The sequence below is a fragment of the Aphanizomenon sp. UHCC 0183 genome (genome assembly GCF_009712065.1).
Lineage (GTDB): Bacteria > Cyanobacteriota > Cyanobacteriia > Cyanobacteriales > Nostocaceae > Dolichospermum > Dolichospermum heterosporum.
Genome location: NZ_VILC01000007.1, coordinates 23,919 through 48,384 on the forward strand (window position 1 = coordinate 23,919; position 24,466 = coordinate 48,384).

18 protein-coding genes and 1 pseudogene are annotated in these 24,466 nt (G+C 38.2%); 12 read left to right on the forward strand and 7 right to left on the reverse strand.

Annotated elements, in window-relative coordinates; all coding sequences use genetic code 11:
* Positions 1 to 129 precede the first annotated feature (129 nt).
* The 5 genes and pseudogenes from FJR37_RS03430 to FJR37_RS03450 all read left to right on the forward strand — a co-directional run.
* Positions 130 to 1,032: pseudogene (locus FJR37_RS03430) on the forward strand (DUF1565 domain-containing protein); the annotation flags it as partial.
* Positions 1,033 to 1,604: 572 nt separating this feature from the next.
* Positions 1,605 to 2,258, forward strand: coding sequence for a COP23 domain-containing protein (locus FJR37_RS03435; protein WP_168465304.1), 654 nt, complete (start codon positions 1,605 to 1,607; stop codon positions 2,256 to 2,258).
* A 104-nt stretch (positions 2,259 to 2,362) separates the two neighbouring features.
* Complete coding sequence (locus tag FJR37_RS03440; RefSeq protein WP_168465305.1) at positions 2,363 to 3,037, forward strand: COP23 domain-containing protein; 675 nt, start codon at positions 2,363 to 2,365, stop codon at positions 3,035 to 3,037.
* Between the two features lie 685 nt (positions 3,038 to 3,722).
* Complete coding sequence (locus FJR37_RS03445; RefSeq protein ID WP_039201324.1) at positions 3,723 to 4,556, forward strand: serine protease; 834 nt, start codon at positions 3,723 to 3,725, stop codon at positions 4,554 to 4,556.
* A 65-nt stretch (positions 4,557 to 4,621) separates the two neighbouring features.
* Entirely contained in the window at positions 4,622 to 6,541 is a 1,920-nt protein-coding gene (locus tag FJR37_RS03450) for a tetratricopeptide repeat-containing serine protease family protein (protein WP_254434498.1), read from the forward strand.
* Positions 6,542 to 6,553: 12 nt separating this feature from the next.
* Here the strand turns inward: FJR37_RS03450 and FJR37_RS03455 are convergent, their stop codons facing one another.
* The 4 genes from FJR37_RS03455 to FJR37_RS27365 form a co-directional block, all read right to left on the reverse strand.
* Entirely contained in the window at positions 6,554 to 7,090 is a 537-nt protein-coding gene (locus FJR37_RS03455; protein WP_168465307.1) for a peroxiredoxin, read from the reverse strand.
* Between the two features lie 44 nt (positions 7,091 to 7,134).
* Positions 7,135 to 7,746: a peroxiredoxin gene (locus FJR37_RS03460; RefSeq protein WP_039201327.1), complete on the reverse strand. Its 612-nt coding sequence runs from the start codon at positions 7,744 to 7,746 to the stop codon at positions 7,135 to 7,137.
* Positions 7,747 to 8,127: 381 nt separating this feature from the next.
* Positions 8,128 to 8,565: a hypothetical protein gene (locus FJR37_RS03465; RefSeq protein WP_039201328.1), complete on the reverse strand. Its 438-nt coding sequence runs from the start codon at positions 8,563 to 8,565 to the stop codon at positions 8,128 to 8,130.
* A gap of 121 nt (positions 8,566 to 8,686) precedes the next feature.
* Positions 8,687 to 8,815: a hypothetical protein gene (locus tag FJR37_RS27365; protein WP_256366860.1), complete on the reverse strand. Its 129-nt coding sequence runs from the start codon at positions 8,813 to 8,815 to the stop codon at positions 8,687 to 8,689.
* Positions 8,816 to 9,166: 351 nt separating this feature from the next.
* Here FJR37_RS27365 and FJR37_RS03470 point away from each other — a divergent pair, with 351 nt between their 5' ends.
* Positions 9,167 to 10,573, forward strand: a complete 1,407-nt coding sequence (locus FJR37_RS03470) for a hypothetical protein (RefSeq protein ID WP_168465308.1) — start codon at positions 9,167 to 9,169, stop codon at positions 10,571 to 10,573.
* A gap of 360 nt (positions 10,574 to 10,933) precedes the next feature.
* The gene (locus FJR37_RS03475) at positions 10,934 to 12,493 is read left to right on the forward strand and encodes a tetratricopeptide repeat protein (RefSeq protein WP_039201332.1); all 1,560 of its coding nucleotides are present in this window, start codon (positions 10,934 to 10,936) and stop codon (positions 12,491 to 12,493) included.
* A gap of 578 nt (positions 12,494 to 13,071) precedes the next feature.
* Here FJR37_RS03475 and polA read toward each other — a convergent pair.
* A complete protein-coding gene (gene polA / locus FJR37_RS03480) occupies positions 13,072 to 15,975 on the reverse strand; it encodes a DNA polymerase I (protein WP_039201339.1) in 2,904 nt (967 codons plus the stop codon).
* A 1,070-nt stretch (positions 15,976 to 17,045) separates the two neighbouring features.
* On the opposite strand from polA, the gene FJR37_RS03485 reads away from it, so the two are divergent.
* The 3 genes from FJR37_RS03485 (at position 17,046) to FJR37_RS03495 (ending at position 19,920) form a co-directional block, all read left to right on the forward strand.
* Positions 17,046 to 18,167 carry an AAA family ATPase gene (locus FJR37_RS03485; RefSeq protein WP_039201334.1) on the forward strand — a complete coding sequence of 374 codons (1,122 nt, stop codon included), beginning with the start codon at positions 17,046 to 17,048 and terminating at the stop codon, positions 18,165 to 18,167.
* A complete protein-coding gene (locus FJR37_RS03490) occupies positions 18,164 to 18,670 on the forward strand; it encodes a hypothetical protein (protein ID WP_053539497.1) in 507 nt (168 codons plus the stop codon). Before FJR37_RS03485 ends, FJR37_RS03490 begins: the two co-directional genes overlap by 4 nt.
* Before the next feature lie 407 nt (positions 18,671 to 19,077).
* Positions 19,078 to 19,920 (forward strand): Cof-type HAD-IIB family hydrolase, encoded by an 843-nt coding sequence (locus FJR37_RS03495; RefSeq protein WP_168465309.1) that lies wholly within the window; start codon positions 19,078 to 19,080, stop codon positions 19,918 to 19,920.
* Between the two features lie 223 nt (positions 19,921 to 20,143).
* Here the strand turns inward: FJR37_RS03495 and FJR37_RS03500 are convergent, their stop codons facing one another.
* Entirely contained in the window at positions 20,144 to 20,956 is an 813-nt protein-coding gene (locus tag FJR37_RS03500) for a DALR anticodon-binding domain-containing protein (protein WP_168465310.1), read from the reverse strand.
* A gap of 373 nt (positions 20,957 to 21,329) precedes the next feature.
* On the opposite strand from FJR37_RS03500, the gene FJR37_RS03505 reads away from it, so the two are divergent.
* A complete protein-coding gene (locus FJR37_RS03505; RefSeq protein WP_027401051.1) occupies positions 21,330 to 22,049 on the forward strand; it encodes a Crp/Fnr family transcriptional regulator in 720 nt (239 codons plus the stop codon).
* A 734-nt stretch (positions 22,050 to 22,783) separates the two neighbouring features.
* Here the strand turns inward: FJR37_RS03505 and FJR37_RS03510 are convergent.
* Positions 22,784 to 22,903 carry a transposase gene (locus FJR37_RS03510; protein WP_233455410.1) on the reverse strand — a complete coding sequence of 40 codons (120 nt, stop codon included), beginning with the start codon at positions 22,901 to 22,903 and terminating at the stop codon, positions 22,784 to 22,786.
* Between the two features lie 65 nt (positions 22,904 to 22,968).
* Here FJR37_RS03510 and FJR37_RS03515 point away from each other — a divergent pair, with 65 nt between their 5' ends.
* Positions 22,969 to 24,453: a glycosyl hydrolase family 57 gene (locus tag FJR37_RS03515; RefSeq protein ID WP_168465311.1), complete on the forward strand. Its 1,485-nt coding sequence runs from the start codon at positions 22,969 to 22,971 to the stop codon at positions 24,451 to 24,453.
* The last annotated feature ends 13 nt before the right edge of the window (positions 24,454 to 24,466 follow it).

Consider the following 24,466-nt stretch of genomic DNA (forward strand, 5'->3'; position numbering starts at 1 on the left):
GGATTTTAGCAACTAATCCGGATCAGGTGTATATAAGTAATGTATATGTATAACTTTGAGATTATCCTAGTATTTATGGTTTAATTTGTAATAAAATAAGCATATACTCATCAAATCAAGGAGTTATTTATGAGTAATCGGTTCAAATCAAAAACCTCTTGGTTCGTGGCGACATTAGCCATATCTAGTTCCCTAATTGTCACATTCCCAGTACAAGCCGAATTGCCTCCCGTTGCCCAAGTAATTTATGTTGACCCTGTTAATGGTTTAAATGCTGCTGAAGCTGGAACATCAGCAAACCCCTACAAAACCATTACTTCCGCCCTCAGTCAAGCCAAAGCGGGTACAGTTATTCAATTAGCTCCTGGTAATTATAGCAACGAATCATTCCCCATATTACTCAAACCAGGCGTAACATTACGGGGTGATGAATCCAGCAGGGGTGAGAGAGTAGTTATTTCCGGTGGTGGTGATTATATCAGTCGCACCTTCGCTAAACAGAATATTACTATCCTGACAAATCAAGATACCACAATCGAAGGTGTAACCGTCACCAACACCAATCAAAGGGGTACAGGTGTATGGATAGAATCAACTAATCCAACGATCAAAAACAGTACCTTTATTAACAATGCTAGAGACGGAGTTTTTGTTACAGGTACAGGAAATCCCAAAATTGAAAATAACAGATTTGTACAAAACAGCGCCAACGGTATTTCCCTAACCAAATCAAGCCAGGGAGAAGTTCGTAATAATTTATTTCAGAATAACGGCTTTGGTTTAGCCATTGGTAATACTTCCGCGCCCTTGCTAACAGAAAATCAAATCGTTCAAAACAAAGATGGTATAGTGATTTCCGAATCCGCTAAACCTTCAGTGCGTAAAAATACAATTCAGAACAACATTCGGGATGGTGTTGTTCTCATTCATGATGCTTTACCTGATTTGGGGACTAGTAATAACCCAGGTGGCAATGTCATTGCTAATAATGGTCGTTATAACTTCAACAATGCTACGAAAAACAACACCATGTTTGATGTCACAACGACAGAAACACCAGATACTTCGCAAAACGCTGATTTATCAGCCGATGATCCCAACATAGCACTGCTAAAAAAATGGGAACTAACACCTATAGCCTGTAACTCTGGTAGCGAAGTCGTCACCATCATCATGAGTAGCAGACGATACTGCATTACGCCCCATCCTGACTTAACAGCTAAACGTTATCAATATAATCAGGCTACTGGTAACCTCAAAGCTTTAGCAGATTCCCCTACACCTACTTCGTCTCGGAAAAGAGGGGGTTTATAGGTTGCTGTATCAAGGACTTACACAAACAAAATATCTCTCAAACCCTAATTTCTCCGTGACCTCCGTGACCTCTGCGGTTCGTGCGTAAATCAGATCCAGAATAGCCTAAGTAATTGGACAAAAATATTTACAGTCATTGCGAGCGAAGGGAAGCAATCACAACCCTTGCAATCGCTTCATTTCACTTCGTTCCATATGGCTAACGCCGCGCTGCGCTAACGCAATGACATTGTGTAATTAATTCTGTCTCACTACTTATCTCTTCCTATTTTTAACATTTAAGAAGTCTTATGAAACATCAATTGAAAACAGCGATGATAGCGGCAACTTTAGCCCTCTCCAGTATTTTTGCCTTGGGGTCTACAGTTCAAGCTTTCCCAAAGGTAGATAATAGTGTTAATTCAGATGTAGATCCATCAGAGGAATCCTATACAGGAACTCAATTCACCTGTGTACCTGACGGAAATGGTAACGTAGCCACCGTTGGTCAGCGACCTGGTGGAGAACCAATCCCTGTAATTATCTGGACTTCAGATAGTTCCAAGTATTTTGGCAAAAAAGTTACTCCTCAAAGCCGTTGCCAAATCGTGACAGAAAGATTTAATCAGGCTGTAGCTGAAAGTGGTGGTAGTCTTAAAGATGTTGTGTTGATGAACGGTCAAGTCGCAAGTAAAACCGTCATTTGCGTAGTTTCTATTAATGACACTGGTTGTGATGGCAGTAATACTCTGTTTACCTTCAACCCCAAGAATGCCAAGAAGGCAGACCAAATTCTTGCCCAAATCCTGCAAATCAGTCGTGAGGGTTCTAGCGCCGGCGTAATTCGGGAAACAAAAGGTCGTGTCCAGGTGAGATTGAACGATTTGCTAACCATGAATGCCAATCACCCACTCCGGCAAACCAGAAGAAACCCTCCTGCTCAAAATAACCCCGGTGGTTTGTAATTATCAACATCCTGCTAATAAAGTCTAGAGAAAACTAGACATTTACTTCAGTCAGGAACTGGAAAAGTCTCATTTCTTCTTCTTTTTAACATTTAGGGAGTCTTATGAAATATCAATTAAAAACAGCGATTGTAGTTGCCACTTTAGCCCTATCTAACATTGTTGGTTTGGGATATACGGTTCAAGCCTTACCACCAGTGGATAATACAATTGATAATAGTAACAGTAGTGCGATGCCAGATGTAGAACCATCAGAGGTAGCCAACACTGAGACTAAATTTACCTGCGTCCCCCAGGGTGATGGTAGCGTGGCTACGGTTGGTCAGCGACCCGGTGGTCAGCCAATCCCTGTCATTATCTGGACTTCAGCAGCTTCAAAGTATTTTGGTGAGAAATTTACTCCCCAAGGTCGTTGCCAAATCGTGACACCAAAATTAAATCAAGCTGTAGCTGAAAGTGGTGGTAGCCTCAAGGATGTTGTGTTGATGACCGGTCGAGTTAACAATAAAACTGTCATTTGCGTAGTTTCAGCAAATGACACTGGTTGCAATAGACGCAATACTCTGTTTACACTGAAACCAGAAAATGCCAAGAAGGCAGACCAAGTTCTTGCCCAAATCATGCAAATCAGTCGTGAAGGTTCTAGCGCAGGTTCCGTCCGTGAAACACAAGGTCGTGTACAGATCAAATTGACAGATGTGTTAACAAGAAACCGCAATCTCTCTGGTCAGCAACCGGCAAAGACACCTGCCGTTCAAGATAACTCCCGTGGTTTGTAATTATTAACTCAAGTTGCTAGTAAGTAATTGGACAAAAATATTTACAGTCATTGCGAGGGAAGGGAAGCAATCGCCAGGGTTGTGATTGCTTCATTTCACTTCGTTCCATATGGCTAACGCCACGCTGCGCTAACGCAATGACATTGTGTAATTAATTTTGTCTCACTACTTACACTGCGGTGTAAGTGAATGAACCATTTTCAAGCCTTGTAATCAATCAAACTTTCGGAGCTTTTAATAGTCATATTATTTACGCCAACCTGTACTAGTAGTTCGTCAAATTTATTTTGACGGGTAATGATCAGCAATTCTCATTTTAAGGTTTCATGACATTTAAACCCTTACATTCATAGGGTTTTACAATTCTTAACAAATCCGGGGATAGCGAAGCGCTGCTGCAAGCAGTTCGCTGAAATGGCGCAAACTCGTTTCAAAATAAGAATTGCTGGGTAATGATGATCGGAAAAAACTTCTGTTCTTCCCTCCCCTACCTCCCCCACATCCCCCACATCCCCCACCCCCCCACCTCCCCCACCTCCCCACCCCCCTGGGTCAGGGAGAGGTGCGGGGAAAAAGGTGATGGGTATTCCTGTAATTAGGGAACAGATGAAATTCTGATATTTTCCCTGATTACTAATATACAATTGGTAAGCATGATTTAATCCACATTATTTGAATATTAATCATGTTTTCTCCCATAGCTCGCAGGTTGTTTTTAATATTTATTACCACGGTTTGTGTGATTCAGTTGTATGCCCATTCCACCCCAGTAGTGTTAGGTGCTACATCCGATCCTGATGTTGATGTTACCGCAGCCAAAATTGCCAATCAGGTAACTGTCAGGATTTTAACTCAATCTGGTTCTGGCTCAGGGGTGGTCATTAAACGTGAAGGGCAAACTTATACAGTATTAACAAATAATCATGTAGTTGCTGATAGTCCTGAAGATGGTTATGGCATTTTGACTGCTGATGGTAAGATTTACCAGGGACAACAAGTCAATGGCATGAATACGAAAAAATTGGACTTAGCCCTGGTAAAATTTACTAGTCCACAGGATTATCAAGTAGTAACATTGCCAAAGTCAAAAGCTATTTCTGAGGGAGAAACAGTATACGCCTCTGGTTTTCCAGCTTGGCATTTTGTCTTCAAAGGCAAGAAGATCACTAAAATGGAAGAAACCCGAAATTGGGGAGTTAAAGCCTTTCAAGTCAAGCCCGGAACTATTAAAATGCAGATTACTAAAACTCTCCCTGGAGGTTATCAATTAGGCAACACTAATGATATCTTTCAAGGGATGAGTGGGGGACCCGCCTTAAATCAGCAAGGTGAACTAATTGGTATTAATGGGCTGTTAAAGTATCCTTTTCAAGGTATTGAGGCTTTTACTTTTACCGATGGGACTATACCAAAAGAAGAAGATTATTTGCAAATGGAATCTCTCAGTTGGGCTATTCCTATTGACAATGTTCTTGCTTTTCTCGAAGAACAAGAAATTGTCAAGGAAGATAAAACATAGTTACTAGAATTTACAAGAAGACTCAGAATATGAATTTATATTTTACCAGGGTAAATTATACCATCTTGACTACGACAGTAATCGCAACTATTGTAATTTCTCTACCAACATCTGCTGCTGATACTGTTAGTACCCAAAAGATTGCTCAAATTGCTAAAAGCACCTCAGTCCAAATTAATGCAGGGGGTGATCTTACTCCCGGCGGTTCAGGAGTCATTATTGCTAAACAAGGTAATACTTACACTGTACTCACAGCTAATCATGTGGTGTGTGATGATTTAGGCCGGGCAGGAAAAATTACTTGCGCTACAGATACTACTTATTCCATACGCACAAACACGGGTAAAGATTATCCTGTCAAAGATATTAAAGTATTACAGCAAACTAGAAATGACGCAGATTTAGCTATAGCTACTTTTGTGGCTCCAGAAGATTATCCTATTGCGACTTTAGGAAACTCTGATCAAATGGTAGAGGGTGCAGATGTCTTTGTTGGTGGGTTTCCAGCCGTATTTGATAAGGTTGGAGCTGCCAGAGACTTTGCTTTCACTACGGGAATAGTTGTTTCTCGTGCCAGTAATGCCATTAATGGCTATGGTTTGATTTACGATGCTAGAACCATAACTGGTAATAGTGGCGGTCCTGTGTTTGATATTGCTGGTAGAGTTGTGGCGATTCACGGGTTAGCTGATACTTCAGGTAAGAATAAAACAGAAACGGGAGCAGTGGTAACACAGAAAACAGGATTTAATGCGGGGATTCCTATTAATACTTTTTTAGCTACAAGTGAGCCAATTATTAAAAACACCCCCATCAAGAAGGATAATAGTTCTACTAGTGAAAGTCCTGCTACCCGTTTAAACAATCCTCTGTCAGCAAGAGACTTTTATGCCAGAGGTATTACTAAACTAGATCAATATAATTATCAGGACGCAGCGGCAGATTTTACTCAAGCAATTAAGCTTGACCCTAAATATATAGAAGCATTCTTTAAAAGGGGATATTCATACACATGGGTCAGCAAACATCAAGAAGCTCTTACAGATTTTAACCAAGTTGTTGTTCTTGATCCTAACTACTTAGATGGCTACCTCAACCGGGGCTGGAGTCAGATATTCTTACAAAATGATCAAGCAGCCCTTGAGGATTTTAACCGGGCAATTCGTCTCAACCCTAACTATGCTGCCGCCTATGCCCATCAGGCTATGGCTTATATTAAATTAGGAAAGTATCAAGCGGCGTTGGAATCTTCCAAACAAGCTATTCGTCTTGATCCTCACAATAGTTATGGGTACACAATTCAAGCAGATGTGTTTAACAACTTAAAAGACTATCCAGCAGCCATAAAAGTGTCAACTCTAGCTATTATTATTGATCCTGATGATTTTAATGCTTACATTAACCGCGCCATAGCCTACACTTTAACTAGTAATTATCAAAATGCACTTGCAGATTATCAAAAATCCGCAGAAATATTTAATAGGCGTTATGTTAAAAAACCTGCGCCTGAAGCAGAGGAAAATCCCAAACCAACTTCTAATTCTCAAGCAGAAGCAAAGCCAAAACTAACTTCTAACTCTTCCACTGATGCTAATGTAGAGTTAATTAAAAGCTGGGAATTAACTAATGTTTCCTGTGATTCTGGGGAAAAGTTAGTCACAATTATGATTGATGGTAAACAATATTGTGTTAGTCCTCATCCTAGTTTAATTCAGAAAAGTTATCAATACAATCGGGGTACAGGTAAGTTAGAATCTTTGACTAAAGTACAGGAAAATCCAAAGCCAACTTCCCAGATTGCCACTGATGCTAATGTAGAGTTAATTAAAAGCTGGGAATTAACTAATGTTTCCTGTGATTCTGGGGGAAAATTAGTCACAATTATGATTGATGGTAAACAATATTGTGTTAGTCCTCATCCTAGTTTAATTCGGGAAAGTTATCAATACAATCGGGGTACAGGTAGGTTAGGAGCTTTTAATTAAACTGCGTCCTATTCAATTATATTTTTCCAGAAGTGTCTCTATACTGGCATTATGATCTAAAAAGGAAAATAAATGCCTGTAGAGCAGTTTGCCATCTTTATCTAATACAAATTGTGCTGGTAAAGGCGCTCCCAATGCTTGTCCAGTTTTATAAATACGAAATGTATGGCAACTGGAATCACTTAATAATGGCATTTTTAAGCCCAAGTCTTGAACTATTATTTGACTTTGCTTTTTGTCGGTGCTGGTAATTAATAAAATTTCAATTCCCCGATTTTTAAACTGTTCATAGTTCTCATTTAAAGCTTGAATATGGGGATAACAAAATGGACAATATTGCTTTTCGGTAAATATTCTGGTGAAGGCAATTATTACGGGTTGTTTACAGCGAAAATCAGATAGCTTAACTACAGCATTATTAGTAATATCTGATAGTTTAAAATCTGGTGTGCCTACACCCAATCTAAAATTATCTAACGCCGGTATGGGTAGAAAATTATGGAAAAATCGCTCATTAAATAAGCCAGTAAAATCAGTTGAAGTTAGCATAAAAAATTCAAAATTAGAAGTTTAATTACCAAATTTCCCATTCTCTAAATATCAGCAAAGTAAATTTTAGACTTCACCGGATCAGGATTCATGGTTTTGTCTCCAGGTTGCCAATTAACAGGACAAACTTCATCAATATGGGACTGAACGTGCTGAATTGCTTGTAATGTTCGCAGGGCTTCATCTACGTTGCGACCAAATGCTAAGTTATTAATAGTGGAGTGTTGTAGAATGCCATCTTTATCTACGATGAATAAACCCCGCCAAGCAATACCAGCGTTTGGGTCAAGAACGTTGTAAGCGGCACTAATTTCTTTTTTGATGTCGGAAACTAGGGGATAATTTATATCACCGACTCCACCAGATTTACGATCTGTTTGAATCCAAGCGAGGTGGGAAAATTCACTATCAACGGAAATACCCAATATCTCTGTATTTAGTTGGCTAAATTCTGGGTAGCGATCGCTAAATGCTGTTACTTCAGTTGGACAAACAAAGGTAAAATCTAAGGGATAGAACAACAGAAGAACATATCTACCACGATAATCAGACAATTTAATTGACTTAAACTCTTGATCTACTACGCTTGTTGCTGTAAAGTCGGGAGCTTGTTGACCAATACGGAGACATCCCTCTGTTCTATAGGTAAGTGTCATATTTTCGGCTGAATTAGGGACTTTTTAACTCAATATCATCAACAGCAAATTATATCACGAAGCAAGATATCTGCAAGTTGGTTTTTAGGGATATGCGCTCCTGTAGCCTACGTAGAAGCGCATCTAAAGACCGAAAGACTAACTTCTATTTTTGGTGCCAATCCTAATTAGGGCTTGCTGAATAAAGCTAAAACCGTTTATTAATAAAGGTTTCGCTGATTTTTATCACAAAAAAGTGCAAGGTTTTGGCTGATGGTGTCTCAAAATAGGTGCATTTTTCCTAGTCGGACTGGGAAAATTGAGGATATCCAGATCGTTGAAACTGTTCCCTGTTCCCTGTTCCCTGTTCCCTGCCTTCACAGACAACTTATTCAGCAAATCCTAATTATTCGCATACTTACCAATCACTTGAGCTAAATCTGGTACTGCTTCTTGTACGTGCTTTTCTGCGGAATTACGGAATTTTTCGTAAGTTCCTCGCACAAGTTGGCGTTTCGTATTTTTAACCCTGGCATCGGTTACGCTCAATAGCGCATTTGCGGTGCGATTACTATTGGCTGTGAGGTATTTCACTGGTTCACCATGTTGCACTCCTTCGCTCCAGATGGGATCAATTGCAGTTAAGCAAACTGGGAGGAGGGACTCAATAACATTGGGGATATAACCCGGTTGAATTCCCTTCAGTGCAGCAAAGGCGGCTTTTAGGGCTATGCCACTCATGCCTGACTTAGATGCTAGTTGTACGTCTATCATGGTGCAGCAGTCTTGGACAATTAAGTCCTTATGACTAGAATTCATTATTTCTTCACTCAGTCCCATTTTAATACTCCTACGTATCAAATTGCTTGACTTATTATTCTATAAGTAGTTGGATAAAATTAAATTCATTCCTAGAGTCAGGGAACAGGGAAGACTCAATTTTCCAGACTTGATATTACTTCTAACTAACTGCTTCTAAATCCTCCTGATAGCGCAGCGTGGCGTTAGCCATACTCCTGAATGGGCGCAGGCCCTGCGCCCCTACATCCTGATAGCGCAGCGTGGCGTTAGCCATACTTCTAGCCCTCACAGATAACTTTTTGGTGCAAACCCTAATTACCAATTAATTTCCCTGTTCCCAGTTCCCAAACATAAAAACTGAAGATATTATTAATTCCCCTGTTGAACTTATCCTCTGGAGAAGTTATTATGTATGGGAATAAGATGCGTCTTGGCAATGGCAAAATAGTCTAAAAAATAAAAAATAGTTCAGAAGACACCGATTTCAGGAGTTAATCAATTTTACCTTGAGTATCATTATTCCCCCGTCTCTCAGTAGATGATACTGTGGGATATTAACTTCACGATTGGGATAACCCCTGAATTCTTTGTTGATAAAATTTCTATTCAACTTTCACTGATCAGAATCAACCATAACAGTATGTCTTACGTATCTCTCCTAAAAAACATACCAGAAATATTCGGACAACCAACGGGAATAGCCGCCATAGCCTCCCTTGGTATCCACGGTGCTATTGCCTTGATTGTGCCATTAATGCCAGTTAATTCTAATCAATCTTCTAAAACTGACTCACCCAAAGCAGTCGGATTAATGGAATTGAGCGCGGCTGATCAAAGCCGATTACCACAACCTCCTAGCACATCCCAGGTAGCTTTACAGCAACCCCAGTTACCCCTACAGCAACAACTACCAGGTATTAATTTGAGTAGTCCATTAACTAGCTATCCCGCTTTACAACCGGAATTATCTAGTCAGTCGGTATTACCAGCTATTCCGAGTTCGCCAACCAACTTGAACCTGTCTTATCTACCCAGTAGGCAATCTATTGAAAGATTGACTCGCAATGATTTACAAATGGCAATGTCTAGATTGCCAGCCAGAAGTACATATAATCCCCCAACTGCTTCAACCTCTCCTTTTGTCAATAATTTAGATCAGCAAATACGAGAAACTGCACCTCTAGGTATTAATAAGTTGCCAGAACTGCGACAAAGTAATGAAATACCAGGAGAACCACTAAATAATCCATCTGCTGAAGCCATTGATATTGGCAGTACAACAGCAGCGGGTATTTCAGCACCACAAACAGTGGAATCAGGAAATAATGCCATTAAAGTCCCTCAATATGGGGAAAAATTAGCTTTAACAGATAATTCTCAGGGAAAATCACCAGCAATCATCACAAATGAATCTGAATCAAAAGGTAAACGAACGGAACAATTACTGGCTAAACTGAATTCTTACAATACTCTTAGACAAAATATTCGTCAAGAATACCCCAATGTAAAAGAGAAAGGGGTAATTCGTGAAACCATCTCTACAGATACACCTGAGATGGAAGGAACAGTTGTGGGTAGATTAGTTGTAGATGCAGATGGTAAGGTCTTAGATATTAAGTTCCAAGCAGGAGCAGAATCGCCGCAGCTACAATCTAAGGTTAGAGAATTTTTCATCGCCAATCCACCTCAAGCTGATAAGCAGTTAATTAGTTCTTATCCTTTCCAACTGAAGTTCCAAAATAATCCCAATGCTACAGGCGTAAGTTCTAAGATTCAACCTCCCGCTACTTCAAATACAGAAAAGGTATTTGAACCTCAAATCAAACCTTCAGTAACTCCCAACTCTCAAAAATTACCTGAACCTCAAATCAAACCTTCAGTAACTCCCAACTCTCAAAAATTACCCCCTGAGACTCCACCGGTAAATAATCTTGGTTCTATCACGTCAGCAACACCCAACAGTGATGCTCCCGCTGTCTATACTGAATCTAGTAAAAAACTTATTCAAACCTTACGCCAAATCAAGGAAGAAAGAAAAAATCCTTAGCACCATGATCAAAGATGCGGTGCGTTACGCCGTCGTTCTATGCTTTACACACCCTAGTACCGCAAGGCGGAAGTCAAAAGTCAAAAGTCAAAAGTCAAAATGAAGACAGTATAGGCTTTTGGAGGATTTAGAATGGTTGGTTTATTTACGCCGTTTTGTACTAGTAGTCTGTCAACCCGAAAATGACGGGTGAAGGTAAGCAGGGGGGGCAGGGGAGGGAAGAACAGAAGTTTTTTCCGATCATTACCCGTCAAAATAAATTTGACGAACTACTAGATATGTTTGAACCAAATTTATACAGATTTGTAAGGGTTTGGCAGTGTTAAACCCTTGCATAAAAAGACCGCAGAAATATTGTACATGGATTGGATTACTCTCTTGCGATCGCTACAATCTGACTTCCTGAAAAGGTTAACATCTGGTTGTCTACTTCATTGTCAAATAGAAGGTCAACATAGTGAATTAACTATTATTTCTGGTGAGAGATTAAAAGCATTACGGGAATTTTGCTGGTTAATGGCGGAAAAATATAAACGCACTTCTCCAGTCCGTGATGTTTTTATTAATAATCTTAAAGGTAAATTAGGCGAGGAAGTTGTTAAGGAAAGATTAGCTAATTTTATTACGGAAGTAGATTATGAAAAACGCTTTGGTGGTGATGGTAAAAGTGATTTTACACTCACTGCTAATTCTGCCATTGGCGTTGAAGTCAAATCTCGTCACGGTAGTATTGATAGAGTAAGATGGTCAGTTAGTGCCGAAGAAGTGGAAAAAAATGCAGTAATTGTCTGTATTTTGATTCAAGAAGAAGTCAATGAAGCACAATCTGCATATCATCTTTTTTTAGCTGGATTTCTACCCACGCAAATGATTAAATTGAAAACTGGGAAAATTTCCTTTGGGATTAATCAATTATTGTATGGTGGTGGTCTATTTTCCTATTTAGAACAATTTCCAATCTCAGCAAATTCTTATCCATCTAATTTATCTCAAAGTCAAATAATTAAACCCCAATCTACACCTGTTGATTTAACTATTTTTTATTTAGATCTTGGTGATGAATATTTCCAAAAAGGCGAGTATGCAGCAGCAATTAATAGTTATAATCAAGCCTTACAGTTTAATAATAGTGATGCTGACATTTATTATAAACTAGGCTTGGTTAATTATCAATTAGGCGAGTATCACACAGCAATTACTAACTATAGTCAGGCAATAAATATTAATATTAATCATCTGCAAGCATATCATCAAATAGGTTTGACACATTATCAAATAGGGAATTATCAAATAGCTATAGAGGCTTATACCCAAGCGATTATAATTAATCCCCATATTGCGATTAATTATAAAAATCGTGCTGATGTTCGCTCTCATATTGGTGATACTCAAGGAGCAATTGAAGATTATAATCAAGCAATTAAGCTGAATCCTGATTATATTACCACACAGAAAGATAGACAAATATCTCGTTACCTATTAGATGATCAACAGAAATCACAGCCAGTAATTAATATTGATTTTGATGATGCTATTGGGTATAAAAATCGTGGATATGATCGGTTTGAATTAGGAGATTATGAAGGAGCAATTGCTGACTATACCCAAGCCATTCAAATTAATCCTGATGATATTGATACTTATTATTGTCGGGGTAATGCTCATTTCGATTTAGGAAAATATGCAGCAGCAATCACCGATTATACTCAAGTAGTGAAAATGAACTCTCACTATATCAATGCTTATTATAACCGAGGAAACGCCCTATTAGAAATTGCAGACAAACAAGGAGCAGTAGCAGATTTTCATAAAGCCGCAGATTTATATTGGCAAGAAGGAAAATTAGCAGAATATCAAGATATAAAAGCTAGAATAATAGAATTAGAAATAGAAGCATCTTTAGATATTTTAAATTTTTAATCCCAATTTCATGAAGTCGGGGATCTCAACCTCTCGATATTTACAAAAATATCACTCAATCTCTTAATTGAGTCGCGCAAAAAAGAAGATGCGGGGGTTGACAATTGATTTTAAATTTGTTATCATAAAATAGATAAGGAAGAACTATCATAAAATAATTATAGTTGGAAGGAAACCCAACACATAATTTTTGCCGTTACAAAAAATGTAACCAGGTTCGATATAAGTTTAAGGTATGCTAACCTACTTAGAGATTAGAGGATGTTTGAAAAGTATCAGAATTAATCGAGATTCCCCCAACCCTCGGATGCTTTGCTACGGTGTAAGTAGGTGAGCGTTAAAAATTGTCGTTGGGGGAAGGCAGGGGGAAAGAGTTTGGGTAATTTATTTTTTGGTGTTCCCTTATTCCTCCTTTGTGGGAGACGCTATGGGAGATTATAGAGATTAAAAGATTGGGCGGATTAGGTTGTTTGCTATGATAAAAGTTACTAAAATCTGTGAAATCAGCGCAATCCGTCTAATCCGTGATTCAGACCCTTTTCCCCTCGTAATGCTTATGATCCGCAATTCTAACCTACTTACTTAGTTTCCATCCAATTATCCCCTGCATGAATATCAACAACTAAAGGCACAGATAAAGAAACAGCATTTTCCATCACCGACTTAATTTGTGGTTGCAATTCTTCCCATTCTTGGGGAGGAACTTCAAACACTAATTCATCATGAACTTGCAACAACAACCGCGCTTGATATTTCTTCAGAACTTCATGCAATTGCACCATTGCTATTTTGATAATATCTGCACTAGAACCTTGAATTGGTGCATTAGCAGCAGAACGGAGTAACCCAGCATCATATTGACCTAAATTCTTTAATTTCTGTAAATTAATATCTTCCAACTTACTACCTTTTAACTGCCGTAAACTATTACTAGTAAACTCAAAATAACGTCGTCTACCCAAAAGAGTTTCCACATAACCATAGGCGATCGCTTCTTTTTTCACCTTCTCCAAATATGCAAAAACATTGGCATATCTTTCATTAAATCGCTCAATAAATAACTTCGCATCTATCGGATTTATCCCCGTTTCTCTAGCGAATTTTTGCGCTCCCATCCCATAAATTACTCCGAAATTAATCGTCTTCGCAAAACGCCGTTCATCTGAAGAAATATCTTCTTTCTCAAAGACTAATTTTGCCGTCACAGTATGAATATCTTCATTTTGCTGATAAGCTTGAATTAACACAGGTTCTTGACTCAAATGCGCCAAAATCCTTAACTCAATTTGTGAGTAATCAGCAGCTACCATTAACCAACCTGATTCCGGTAAAAAAGCTTTTCTAATTTGGCGGCTAAAAGCAGTGCGAATCGGGATATTTTGTAAATTGGGATGAGAAGAAGATAACCTACCTGTAGAAGTTGCAGTTTGGTTAAAATCAGTATGTAATCTTTGACTTTTGGGATGTACCAAAGCTGGTAAAGCATCTACATAGGTAGATTTTAATTTTGACAAAGTCCGATTTTCAATAATGGCTTCCACAAATCCAGTATTATCAACTCCTTGGAGTTTTTCTAAAGTTGCTGCGTCTGTAGAATAACCAGTTTGAATTTTGCGAGAATATTTGGTACTCAAGCCTAATTTATCGAAAAGAATATGACTCAATTGTTTAGGAGAACCTAAGTTAAATTTTTCTCCAGCAATTTCAGTAGCTATTATTTCTAACTTGGCTAATTCTATTTCTAATTGCTGTGAAAGTTCTTGCAGATAATCTGAATTAATCCGAACTCCTGTATATTCAACTTCCGCTAAAACTTCCTCTAATGGTTGTTCAACTTCATTTAATAGTTTATATAAAGTTGGAGTTTCTACTAACTTTTCCCGTAATTTCGAGACTAATGCAAATGTAGAATAAACATCCATTCCGCAATAATCAGCAACCGCAGCAATACTAATATCAGCAATAGTCTTTCCTTTAGGAACTAAATCTCCATAGCTTTTCGCACTCAATCCCAAATATCGCAAAGATAAATCACTTAAATTATGACTACTATCGGGATTAATCAAATAACTGGCTAACATCGTATCAAAAACCACTCCAGCTAAATTAATTCCTTGACACCGCAGAATTAAGCGATCAAATTTAGCATTTTGTAAAGCCTTGGGATAATCAGCACTTTCCAAAATCGGACGCAGTGCTTCTAATACTAAATCTCGACTTAAATTATCGCCGATTTTATGACCAATGGGAATATAAGCAAGTTCATCTGATTCCGTTCCCCAACAGCAACCAATTCCCACCAAATCCGCATCTCGTGGTTCTAAAGCAGTAGTTTCTGTATCCCAAGCAACTGGGTTTTCTGGATTTGTGAATTTTCTTAAAAGTTTTACCAATTCTGTTAATTTAGCTTCTGTATTAATAATACGCGGTTGAATTGGTGAAGCATTTTGTTTTATTTCTTGTGCTGTATCGTCTGCACTAAAAAACCACAAATCATCATCTGTTTCTGCTGTGATTTCCGCTACCTTATTTTCTACAACTTCTCCGCCAAATTTTTGTTGTATTTCATTAATTGTCTCTAAAAATCTTTTAAACTCTAATTTCTCTAAAATCGGAATCAGCAAGTTATTATCAAAACCTGTTAATTGACAATCTTCTAAATCAACTTCTAGGGGAACATCACAAACTATCTTAGCTAAATAACGAGATTTTTCTGCGTCTTCTTTACCAGTAATTAGTTTTTTCTGAGTTGCACCTTTAATATCATCTATAGCTGCATAAATTTCTTCCAAAGAATTATAAGTATTTAATAATTGAACTGCTGTTTTTTCCCCAATTCCTTTAACTCCGGGAATATTATCTGATTTGTCACCACATAAGGCTTTAAAATCAACAACTTGTGTAGGTAATACTCCTAATTTCTCTTTTACTTCTTCGGCTCTAAATTCAGCAATACTATTTGTAGAACGTTTTAATGCTTCCGGAGAGAAGTTTAAAACAGTAATTTCTTTATCAGCATCAATTAGTTGAAATAAATCCCTATCCCCGGAAAGTATTTTAACTCGATATCCAGAGGTAGCGGCTTTTTGTGCCAATGTTCCTAGTACATCATCTGCTTCATAACCAGGTGCAGTGAGTATGGGTAAATTTAAGCTTTGTAATAACTCATAGAGGTTTTCTAAGTCGGGAATAAAGTCTTCTGGAGTTTCCGCACGTCCAGCCTTGTAAGTATCATCAGCTTCATGACGGAAAGTAGGTAAAGCCAAATCAAAAGCTACAGCTATAGCTTGCGGCTGTTGTGTGGCTATTACCTCTAGTAAACATTTAATAAAACCGAAACAAACACTGGTGGGGATACCAGCTTTTGTGCGAAGTCCTCCGTCTCTACCTTTAGCAAAAGCAAAGTAGGAACGAAAAGCTAGAGAATGTCCATCTACAAGGATGAATATGGGTTTGTTGATCACGGAAGAATTAAAAGTCAACTGCTTAACCAAATTAGAAACTTATTACATTCTAATTTTTTTTCTCCAGATTTAATATGCAACATAGTAGTCTATCAACCCGAAAATGACGGGTGAAGGCAAGCAGGGGGAGGAGGGAAGAACAGAAGTTTTTTGGCGTTGCTGAATCGAGGTATGAAATTTCCAAATTGAACCTTTAAAAATCAAACCTCAGTGCGTCTACTCTTCGAGATCACGAAGCGTGATTGCGCCTTTGCGTGAGACTAAAATTCATACCCTTAATCAGCAACGCCGTTTTTTCCGATCATTACCCATCAAAATAAATTTGACGAACTAATAAGAGACTTCCAAATAAAAAAATGTCCCAAAACTGATGCAGAAATTCTCTCTCTGTGTACTCTGTGCCTCTGTGGTTCGTTTCTTAGGATAATTTATTTCTTGGAAGTCTCTAAGTAATTGGACAAAAATATTTACAGTCATTGCGAGCGAAGGGAAGCAATCGCAAGGGTTGTGATTGCTTAATTTCACTTCGTTCCATATGGCTAACGCCACGCTGCGCTAACGCAATGACATTGTGTAATTAATTCTGTCTCATTACTTATACAACCGAAAATCATCCTTTAATCCATAAAACGTCCTATCTGTCAATAGTATATTTGTTCTACATAATTTCCGAGATAATTCCTGTCTAAAAATTCGTCTCAGAACTTGCTATTAATTAGTAAAGTTTTGTATTATTTTTCAGAATTTATTTCTCAAATAACCATAAATAAGGGCTTTTGAAGATAACCTTCTCAGACTTATAAAAAATTGACAATAAAAAACCAATTATGAAATTCTTGATAATCCTACCAAATTGCTGAAAGTATTGCAAGCTCGTTGCTAAATAAAAATTATTCTCAATTAATTCTTAAGAAAATCTAAAGGTGAATTATCATAAGTTATGAATATTAAAAGTATTACCATCCTTACATAATTTTTACTTATACTGTTAAATTTTGTGATAACTTCCTTACCATTAATCAGGTGTTGATAAAATACAGCAACGCTTGGGTTGCTTTTCTGTTTCCAGTTCTAGGAATAATTTTATTATGCTACAAAGACTATACGTAAATAACTTCAGATGTTTAGAAAACTTTGAACTGACCATGAAAGAGATGCCATCTGCTCTTTTGATTGGCAAAAATGGTGTAGGTAAATCAACTATTGCTAAGGCATTGGAGGTACTTCAATCTATTGCTAGAGGTACAAATAGATTGCGGGATCTTGAGAAAGAGCCTCGCCTTATTGGCCCCAAAGATTTCGCTCATGGCAAGTCTGACGTTCCTATTCGATTAGAAATAGAAGTATTACTTAAAAATAAATTATATAAATATGTCTTAGCATTGGAGTTGCCAGAAAAATTTAAAGAACTGCGAGTTTTTGAAGAACAACTTCTAGTTGCAGGAAATTTAATTTATTCTCGAAAAGCCGCCCAAGTAACTATTCATAATAACGATAACGCACAAAATAAGGAAGCTCAGTTTTTAGTAGATTGGCATTTAGTGGCAATGCCAATAATTGGTAATGATAGTCTTCATGTTTTCAAGAATTGGCTTTCTGAGATGATTATTTTAGCACCAATTCCCAGTTCAATGATAGGAAATTCCTCTGGTGAAACTTTAGAACCAAAGCGAGATGGTTCAAATATTGGAGAATGGCTTTCTGGGATACTTGGTCGTTATCCTGCTGCCTATAGAGAAATTGACAAATATCTCCGAAATATTATGCCAGATTTTCAAGATTTTGTCACTGAAATTATTGGTAAAGACTTGAAAACCCTAATTATTAGATTTGAAAAAAACAATGCGACTTTGAATGTTGATTTTCAAGATTTATCAGATGGTGAAAAATGCTTTTTTCTTTGTGCTGTGGTCTTAGCTGCCAATAAATTCTATGGACCAATTTTCTGTTTTTGGGATGAACCTGATAATTATCTTTCTCTATCAGAAGTAGGTCATTTTACCAAATCTCTACAACGTTCATTTAAAAATAGTGGACAAATTTTAGTAACTTCTCATAATCCTGAAGCAATTAGAGAATTCTCTGATGAAAATACCTTTTTCCTAGATCGAAAAAGTCACTTAGAACCAACTTTAATTAGATTGCTTAGTGAAATACCCAGTAGTGGTGATCTAATCAATGCTTTAATTTGTGGAGACATAGAATTATGAGTGTAGACAAGTATAATCCACACCTTATTATTTTACCGGAAGATGATCATAATCGTCAGATTGCTAATGGATTTAAAGAAGATTTAAGTGTAAATTTTGGTGTTATTCAAACTTTGAGAATAGCTGGTGGTTGGAAAAAAGTTCTAGAGGAATTTAAAAATAATCATATTAGTAGTATGCGACAATTTCCACAAAGAAATATGTTATTGCTGATTGATTTCGATGCTCAAGAAGATAGATTTAGTTATGCAAAAGATTATATTCCAGAGGATCTAAGAGATAGAGTATTTATTCTGGGAGTAAAAACTGAACCAAGAGATTTGAAAGAAGATGTGCTTAAAAATTTTAACCATATTAAAAGTCTTCAGAATATCGGAGAAGAACTTGCTAAAGAATGCGCTGAAAACAGAAATGGATTATGGGGACATGATCTTCTAATACACAATAAACCTGAGTTAGAACGGATGATTTTATCTGTTAAACCATTTCTGTTTCTAAAGTAAGTAGGTGGGCGTTAAAAATTGTCGTTGGGGCAAGGGAACAGGGAACAGGGAACAGGGAACAGGGAACAGGGAACAGGAAGAGAGTTTTGAGTGATTTTACTTTTCTTCACATACCTTTAAATTTTTCTGTTCACCTACTTAGAGTGAAAAATAAAATCCTAAAACAAATTAATCAGGTTGGTTTTGCTGTAATTCTTGTAATTATCATCATTTCCCTTATAATCAAGTTTACGCAACTAAGTAGGTGAACACAATAAAACCAAACTGTGTAAAGAAACGTAAAATCGCTGAAAACTTCTTTACTCTTGCCTCTTGCCTCTTGCCTTGCTATAACGATAATTTTCAACGCCAACCTACTTAAGTCTCTACTGTTAACTTTTTACTGGAACTTCAATTTTGGGGAATTTATGCACAAAGCGCCTGCTGAAGTGAGTGATATTAAACTGTTGGTTTTAGATATAGACGGGACAATTGCTGGACATTCCAATACTCTCAGTCATATTGTCAAGGAAGTGATTGCTGCTGTACAAACAAAGGGAATTAAAGTTGCTATAGCAACAGGAAGAATGTATTGCTCGGCTTTGCGGTTTCATCAGGAAATTGGATCTACACTGCCTTTAGTAGCTTATCAAGGCGCTTGGATTCAAGATCCAAATACTCAGGAAATTCACCGTCATTTATCTGTGTCTAGAGAAATTGCCTTACAACTACTAGAATACTTTGAACAGCCAGATTTGCGATCGCTCCTCTCCGTGCATTTTTACATCAACGACCAACTTTATGTCCGAGAAATTACCAAAGAAACGGAAAATTATCAACAACGCTGTGGTGTAAACGCCATTCCCGTCGGTGATTTACGTCAACTATTAGATCATGCACCCACTAAAATTTTAGCCTTATGTGATGACGCAAACTTAATTCAACAACTTTTGGCTAATTTACGCCGCAGATATCAACCCACAGAATTATATATAACAACATCTGTCGCTACTTTCTTGGAAGCAGCTAATACTCATGTTAATAAAGGCAATGCTGTCCGCTATCTAGCAGAAGAAATACTAGGTTTAGAAAGTCATCATGTCATGACTATTGGTGATAATTTCAATGATGTAGAAATGCTCAGTTATGCTGGCATTAGTGTCGCCATGGGTGACGCACCAGCCGAAGTGCAAGCGATCGCTCACTGGGTAGCACCTAGTGTAGAATTAGATGGTGCAGCCATAGCAATGGAAAAATTCTTACTTAATTAAAACTCTACACATAAGAAAAGACACCGACGACTGGCCGTGTTTCGTCTCGGTGTCCTTCCTAATTTCGCTCCTCACACACCTGCGATTTTATGCGGAGATATTTATTTTGTCAAGATAATTTCTCAAAGATTTTGTAAAGTTTGTGTGAATATCAATAAATCGCAAAACCTGTAGGGGCGCAGGGCCTGCGCCCTCGATTGCATTGCATCCTGGCGATAACCGCTTAAAGTTCCACAGGTGCAACAATTCCCAACTTGTCCTCTAACACACACCTTAAAACCAACTGAGTTGCTATCAGCAATCCCAAGCGAGCTTGAGCTAATTCTGGATCATGAATTTTCACTTCCCCCCAAATCCGACAATTACACCAAAACCGCTCAAAAGCTTGACTTAAATTCCCACCTGCCTTTTCCCAGTCAATAGAACTACTATCAGCACAAACCAAATCATCTACCACCTTAACTAATTGATAAATTAGAAAACTCTCATCAAAGTGATCAAGAAGAAGTTTCTGCTCACAATTTAGCAAAGGTATAGAGTTGACAGCCATAAAACCATTAAAATCTGTCCTATCAAGTTCAATCAATCCTTCATTTTGTCCTAAGCGCAGCAAAGAACAGCAGCGGGAATGAGCATATTGAATTGCAAAAACCTTTAATGAACTTAATGAAGTTGGTAATTGGTCATCTAAAAAATTATTCACCAAATCTCCAGTTTTTTTGGCAACTATTAAATTTTGTAACCAAGCAGCTAAAGTAGAGTCCATGAGTTCTATATGAATCTCACCGGGGGGAACTACTTTCACCCTAAATAAACTATCACTGTTTTGGGATAAATGTCCGGCAATGCTTTCGGCAAGCGTGGCCATAGCTCCAGCACCGTCCATAACTGGTAAATTCTGAGATTTTGATATTCTCATAGCCACGCCAGAGATATATAAAATTTTTTGATTATATCCTCCTTGGTAGAGAGGAACTTTTATCCCTTTTATGCTTGTAATTTCCTCCTTATTAGTAAAAATACTGAGAGAAGACATTAAATACCCATTTATTAACTGTTTAATTGCTTTATTTTGCCCAAAAAGTAGTCTATGCGACACGTATCCTTTTGTAAAAAAATTATGGTGTGCATCATTTTATCCTGTTCCATCTACCTTGAGATAGAAGTTTACTGATGTCGGGAAAAATGAGAGTAGGATGAAATTTGATAAATAATGTATAAAAAATGGGTAATCTTTACTACCCTTGTTGTACAGTAGGAAGTATAAGAAAAAATAGAGAGCAATTTAGCTTTCTATCCCATTGGAGGGCTGGCGCTGTTAGGCGTTATGCCTACCCCGTTAACACAAAGACACTCCTTGCACTTTTCTTATCAAGTCTTTGTTTTCAGCCAATAGCTCTTTGTTACCTATGCAATCTCCATCTTCCTTTTCCGAAGCTTCGCGTCCTTTCTTAACCTGGCAACGTATTCTTGACTGGGCCCAAGAACACTACCGCTGCCGCACCTTCAGTAAAGACGAGCGCATTCCAGCTAGACCTGGTTTGCTCTATTTAGTCCAAAGAGGTGCTATCCGCATGGTAGGAACTGCCCAAGTCAGTGCTACTGCTAGTCAGTTAACATCTAGACGCATTAACAGAACACCCGAAGAAGCCTTCTTGGGTTTTGTGGGAGCAGGACAACCTTTTGAAATTGTTGCTCAATCTCCATTCACCCTCCAGTCCTACGCCCACGTTGACCAAACAGCAGTGCTGTGGATGTACTGGCATGACCTAGACAACTGGCCTCACTTCCGCCGTGAAGTTATGGATGCTTTTAGATATCAGCACCAGCGCAAGTTGTTATGGTTGAGCGCTTTAGGACAACGTCGTACAATTGACCGACTCTTAGGATTCCTCACCCTACTGATTGAGGAATATGGAGAGCCTTCAATGAGCGAAACCGATCCTGATGTCATTCGTGGTTATTGCTTACCCTTCCCCCTTACCCATGCTCAAATTGGCAGCGCCATTGGTTCAACCCGTGTTACTGTCACTCGTTTAATGGGTAAATTACGTCAACGTGGCTTAATCCTTACCCAAGGAGATAATCTGATTTGCCTACCCGCTGAATCTATCAATAGAGCCAGCTAGAACGTAGTTCAAATCTCTAATGAGCAGTAGATTGATAGATGTTAACTGAGAGCTTGCCACTCTCGGACACACCAATGACAGGTATTAGCGGATTCTAACTAATCCAAGTTGGGTAATTAGTTCTGTCAGCCTGCTCCTCATCTTCACCAATCTGTTTGACCACCACAAGCAGATTTTGGGTAATCGGGTATGAAATGCAATACGTCTGGGACGAAAAGTTCTCTAGTGCCTTCATTATGAACGCGGCACTGATAACGCTAGATCGGCAAATTGGGGCCACCCACCTGGTTCCAATTATTGATCTTGGCTGTGTAATATGAATATTTATCTGGGAATATTTCAAACTTTTAAGATCAGTTTTCTCTTCGTCCTAAAAATGCTTAAGTAGGGTTTGCACCAAAAACTTGTCTGTGAGGGCTAGAAGTATGGCTAACGCCACCCTGCGCTATCAGGATGTAGGGGCGCAGGGCCTGCGCCCATTCAGGGTATGGCTAACGCCACCCTGCGCTATCAGGAGGATTTAGAAGAAGTTATAAGTAATATCAAGTCTGGAAAACCGTTCTATAAAACTTACCCAAAATTACCAAAGTCTAGACACATCTGGACAGCGATAATCTTAGTGTTTATTTCCTGCTTCATCGCGGTCTTAGAATGACTTCCAATCTTGTTTGCCCGCTCCACAGGCAATCTCGGTAGAACTTACCGTTTCTGACCGTAGTTCCTAAAAAGAACCGCTACGCTACAGGGATAAAAATATCCACAAACCATCGGTCAATATTCTTAGCTGCGTTGAGGTCACGATCCTCTGTATGTCCACAATCAGGACAAACATAAACGCGGCTTTTTAATGGCATTTTATGACGATGATCCAATTTCGGTGCAAGATTGTTAGTTATACATTATGTTTGAGGCATTATGAATGTTTAAATTACCAAATATACCTACATTACCCGAAATTATTGATGATCTGCCAAATATCTGCGGTTGGGAAAAGGAAGTGTTGACTGTAGTTAACCACAATGAACCTATTTTTTTACCGATTACTAATCTGAAATTAGCAGATATTAATGCAGTATTTGCGATCGCTCTACATATGCACCAACCCACTATCCCAGCCGGGAATAATGGTGCATTAATCAGCAATTTGCAATATATGTTTACACATCAGCAAGAGGGAGATAACCACAATGCTGCCCCTTTTGCTAGTTGTTATAGTCGCATGGGAGATTTCATTCCTGAATTAGTTGCACAAGGTTGTAATCCCCGTGTGATGTTGGATTATTCTGGTAATCTTTTATGGGGATTGGTACAAATGGGCAGAAGTGATATTCTAGATAATCTCAAACACATCACTTGCAATCCTACCTACCAACCCTATGTGGAATGGTTGGGGACTATGTGGAGTCATGCCGTCATCCCTTCCACACCTATAGCAGATATTAAACTACACATTATCACTTGGCAACATTATTTTGCGGCAATTTTCGGATGGGAAGCATTAGCAAGAGTCAAAGGATTTTCCCCTCCAGAAATGCACTTACCAAACCATCCAGATACCTTATTTGCATTTATTAAAGCATTGAAAGAATGTGGTTATCGTTGGTTATTAGTGCAAGAACATACTGTAGAAACAATTAATGGTCAGCCTTTAAATTCTAAACATTTACCCCATCGGTTAATAGCTCGCAATTCCTACGGAGAAGAAATTAGTATTACTGCATTGATTAAAACCCAAGGTTCAGATACTAAATTAGTTGCCCAAATGCAGCCATATTATGAAGCCAAAACTTTATCTAAACAAAAATTAGGTGATGTTGTTGTACCCCCCATAGTTAGTCAAATAGGTGATGGTGAAAATGGTGGTGTAATGATGAATGAATTTCCCGGCGGTTTTCAACGAGCTTGGGGGGATATGGTGCAAAATGGGGGAGGTAAAACTGGTGTTGTTGGTGTTTGCGGTACAGAATATTTAGAATTATTAGCAGCAGCAGGTTGTCAACCCGAAGACTTTCCTATTTGTCAAGCAAGTGGGCAACATCAAATCTGGGCGCAAATTGCCGAAGATAATTATCAACCAGATGTTGTAGAAAATGTGATTCAAGAACTGAAAAAAAAACACCCCAATTTTCATATTGATGGGGCATCATGGACTAATCATATTAGTTGGGTGCAAGGATACGAAAATGTTTTATCTCCCATGTACAAATTGAGCAATTTATTTCATGAGAAATTCGACGATTTATTATCAGATCAATCCAGTGTAAATTTGACTCAAGACAGTCACTACCGCCAACTGCTATTGCATAATCTCTTATTACAAACTAGCTGTTTTCGTTATTGGGGGCAAGGTACTTGGACGGACTACGCCCAGGAAATTTACCGCCGGGGAGAGAAATTACTTTAAGAGGATATTCAGG

Bases quoted from the DNA above. Each gene is read 5' to 3' on its own strand.
- FJR37_RS03435 (WP_168465304.1), top strand. From the start codon at position 1,605: ATGAAACATCAATTGAAAACAGCGATGATAGCGGCAACTTTAGCCCTC.
- FJR37_RS03440 (WP_168465305.1), top strand. From the start codon at position 2,363: ATGAAATATCAATTAAAAACAGCGATTGTAGTTGCCACTTTAGCCCTA.
- FJR37_RS03445 (WP_039201324.1), top strand. From the start codon at position 3,723: ATGTTTTCTCCCATAGCTCGCAGGTTGTTTTTAATATTTATTACCACG.
- FJR37_RS03455 (WP_168465307.1), bottom strand. From the start codon at position 7,090: ATGCTAACTTCAACTGATTTTACTGGCTTATTTAATGAGCGATTTTTC.
- FJR37_RS03460 (WP_039201327.1), bottom strand. From the start codon at position 7,746: ATGACACTTACCTATAGAACAGAGGGATGTCTCCGTATTGGTCAACAA.
- FJR37_RS03465 (WP_039201328.1), bottom strand. From the start codon at position 8,565: ATGGGACTGAGTGAAGAAATAATGAATTCTAGTCATAAGGACTTAATT.
- FJR37_RS03470 (WP_168465308.1), top strand. From the start codon at position 9,167: ATGTCTTACGTATCTCTCCTAAAAAACATACCAGAAATATTCGGACAA.
- FJR37_RS03475 (WP_039201332.1), top strand. From the start codon at position 10,934: ATGGATTGGATTACTCTCTTGCGATCGCTACAATCTGACTTCCTGAAA.
- FJR37_RS03485 (WP_039201334.1), top strand. From the start codon at position 17,046: ATGCTACAAAGACTATACGTAAATAACTTCAGATGTTTAGAAAACTTT.
- FJR37_RS03490 (WP_053539497.1), top strand. From the start codon at position 18,164: ATGAGTGTAGACAAGTATAATCCACACCTTATTATTTTACCGGAAGAT.
- FJR37_RS03495 (WP_168465309.1), top strand. From the start codon at position 19,078: ATGCACAAAGCGCCTGCTGAAGTGAGTGATATTAAACTGTTGGTTTTA.
- FJR37_RS03500 (WP_168465310.1), bottom strand. From the start codon at position 20,956: ATGTCTTCTCTCAGTATTTTTACTAATAAGGAGGAAATTACAAGCATA.
- FJR37_RS03505 (WP_027401051.1), top strand. From the start codon at position 21,330: ATGCAATCTCCATCTTCCTTTTCCGAAGCTTCGCGTCCTTTCTTAACC.
- FJR37_RS03510 (WP_233455410.1), bottom strand. From the start codon at position 22,903: ATGCCATTAAAAAGCCGCGTTTATGTTTGTCCTGATTGTGGACATACA.
- FJR37_RS03515 (WP_168465311.1), top strand. From the start codon at position 22,969: ATGTTTAAATTACCAAATATACCTACATTACCCGAAATTATTGATGAT.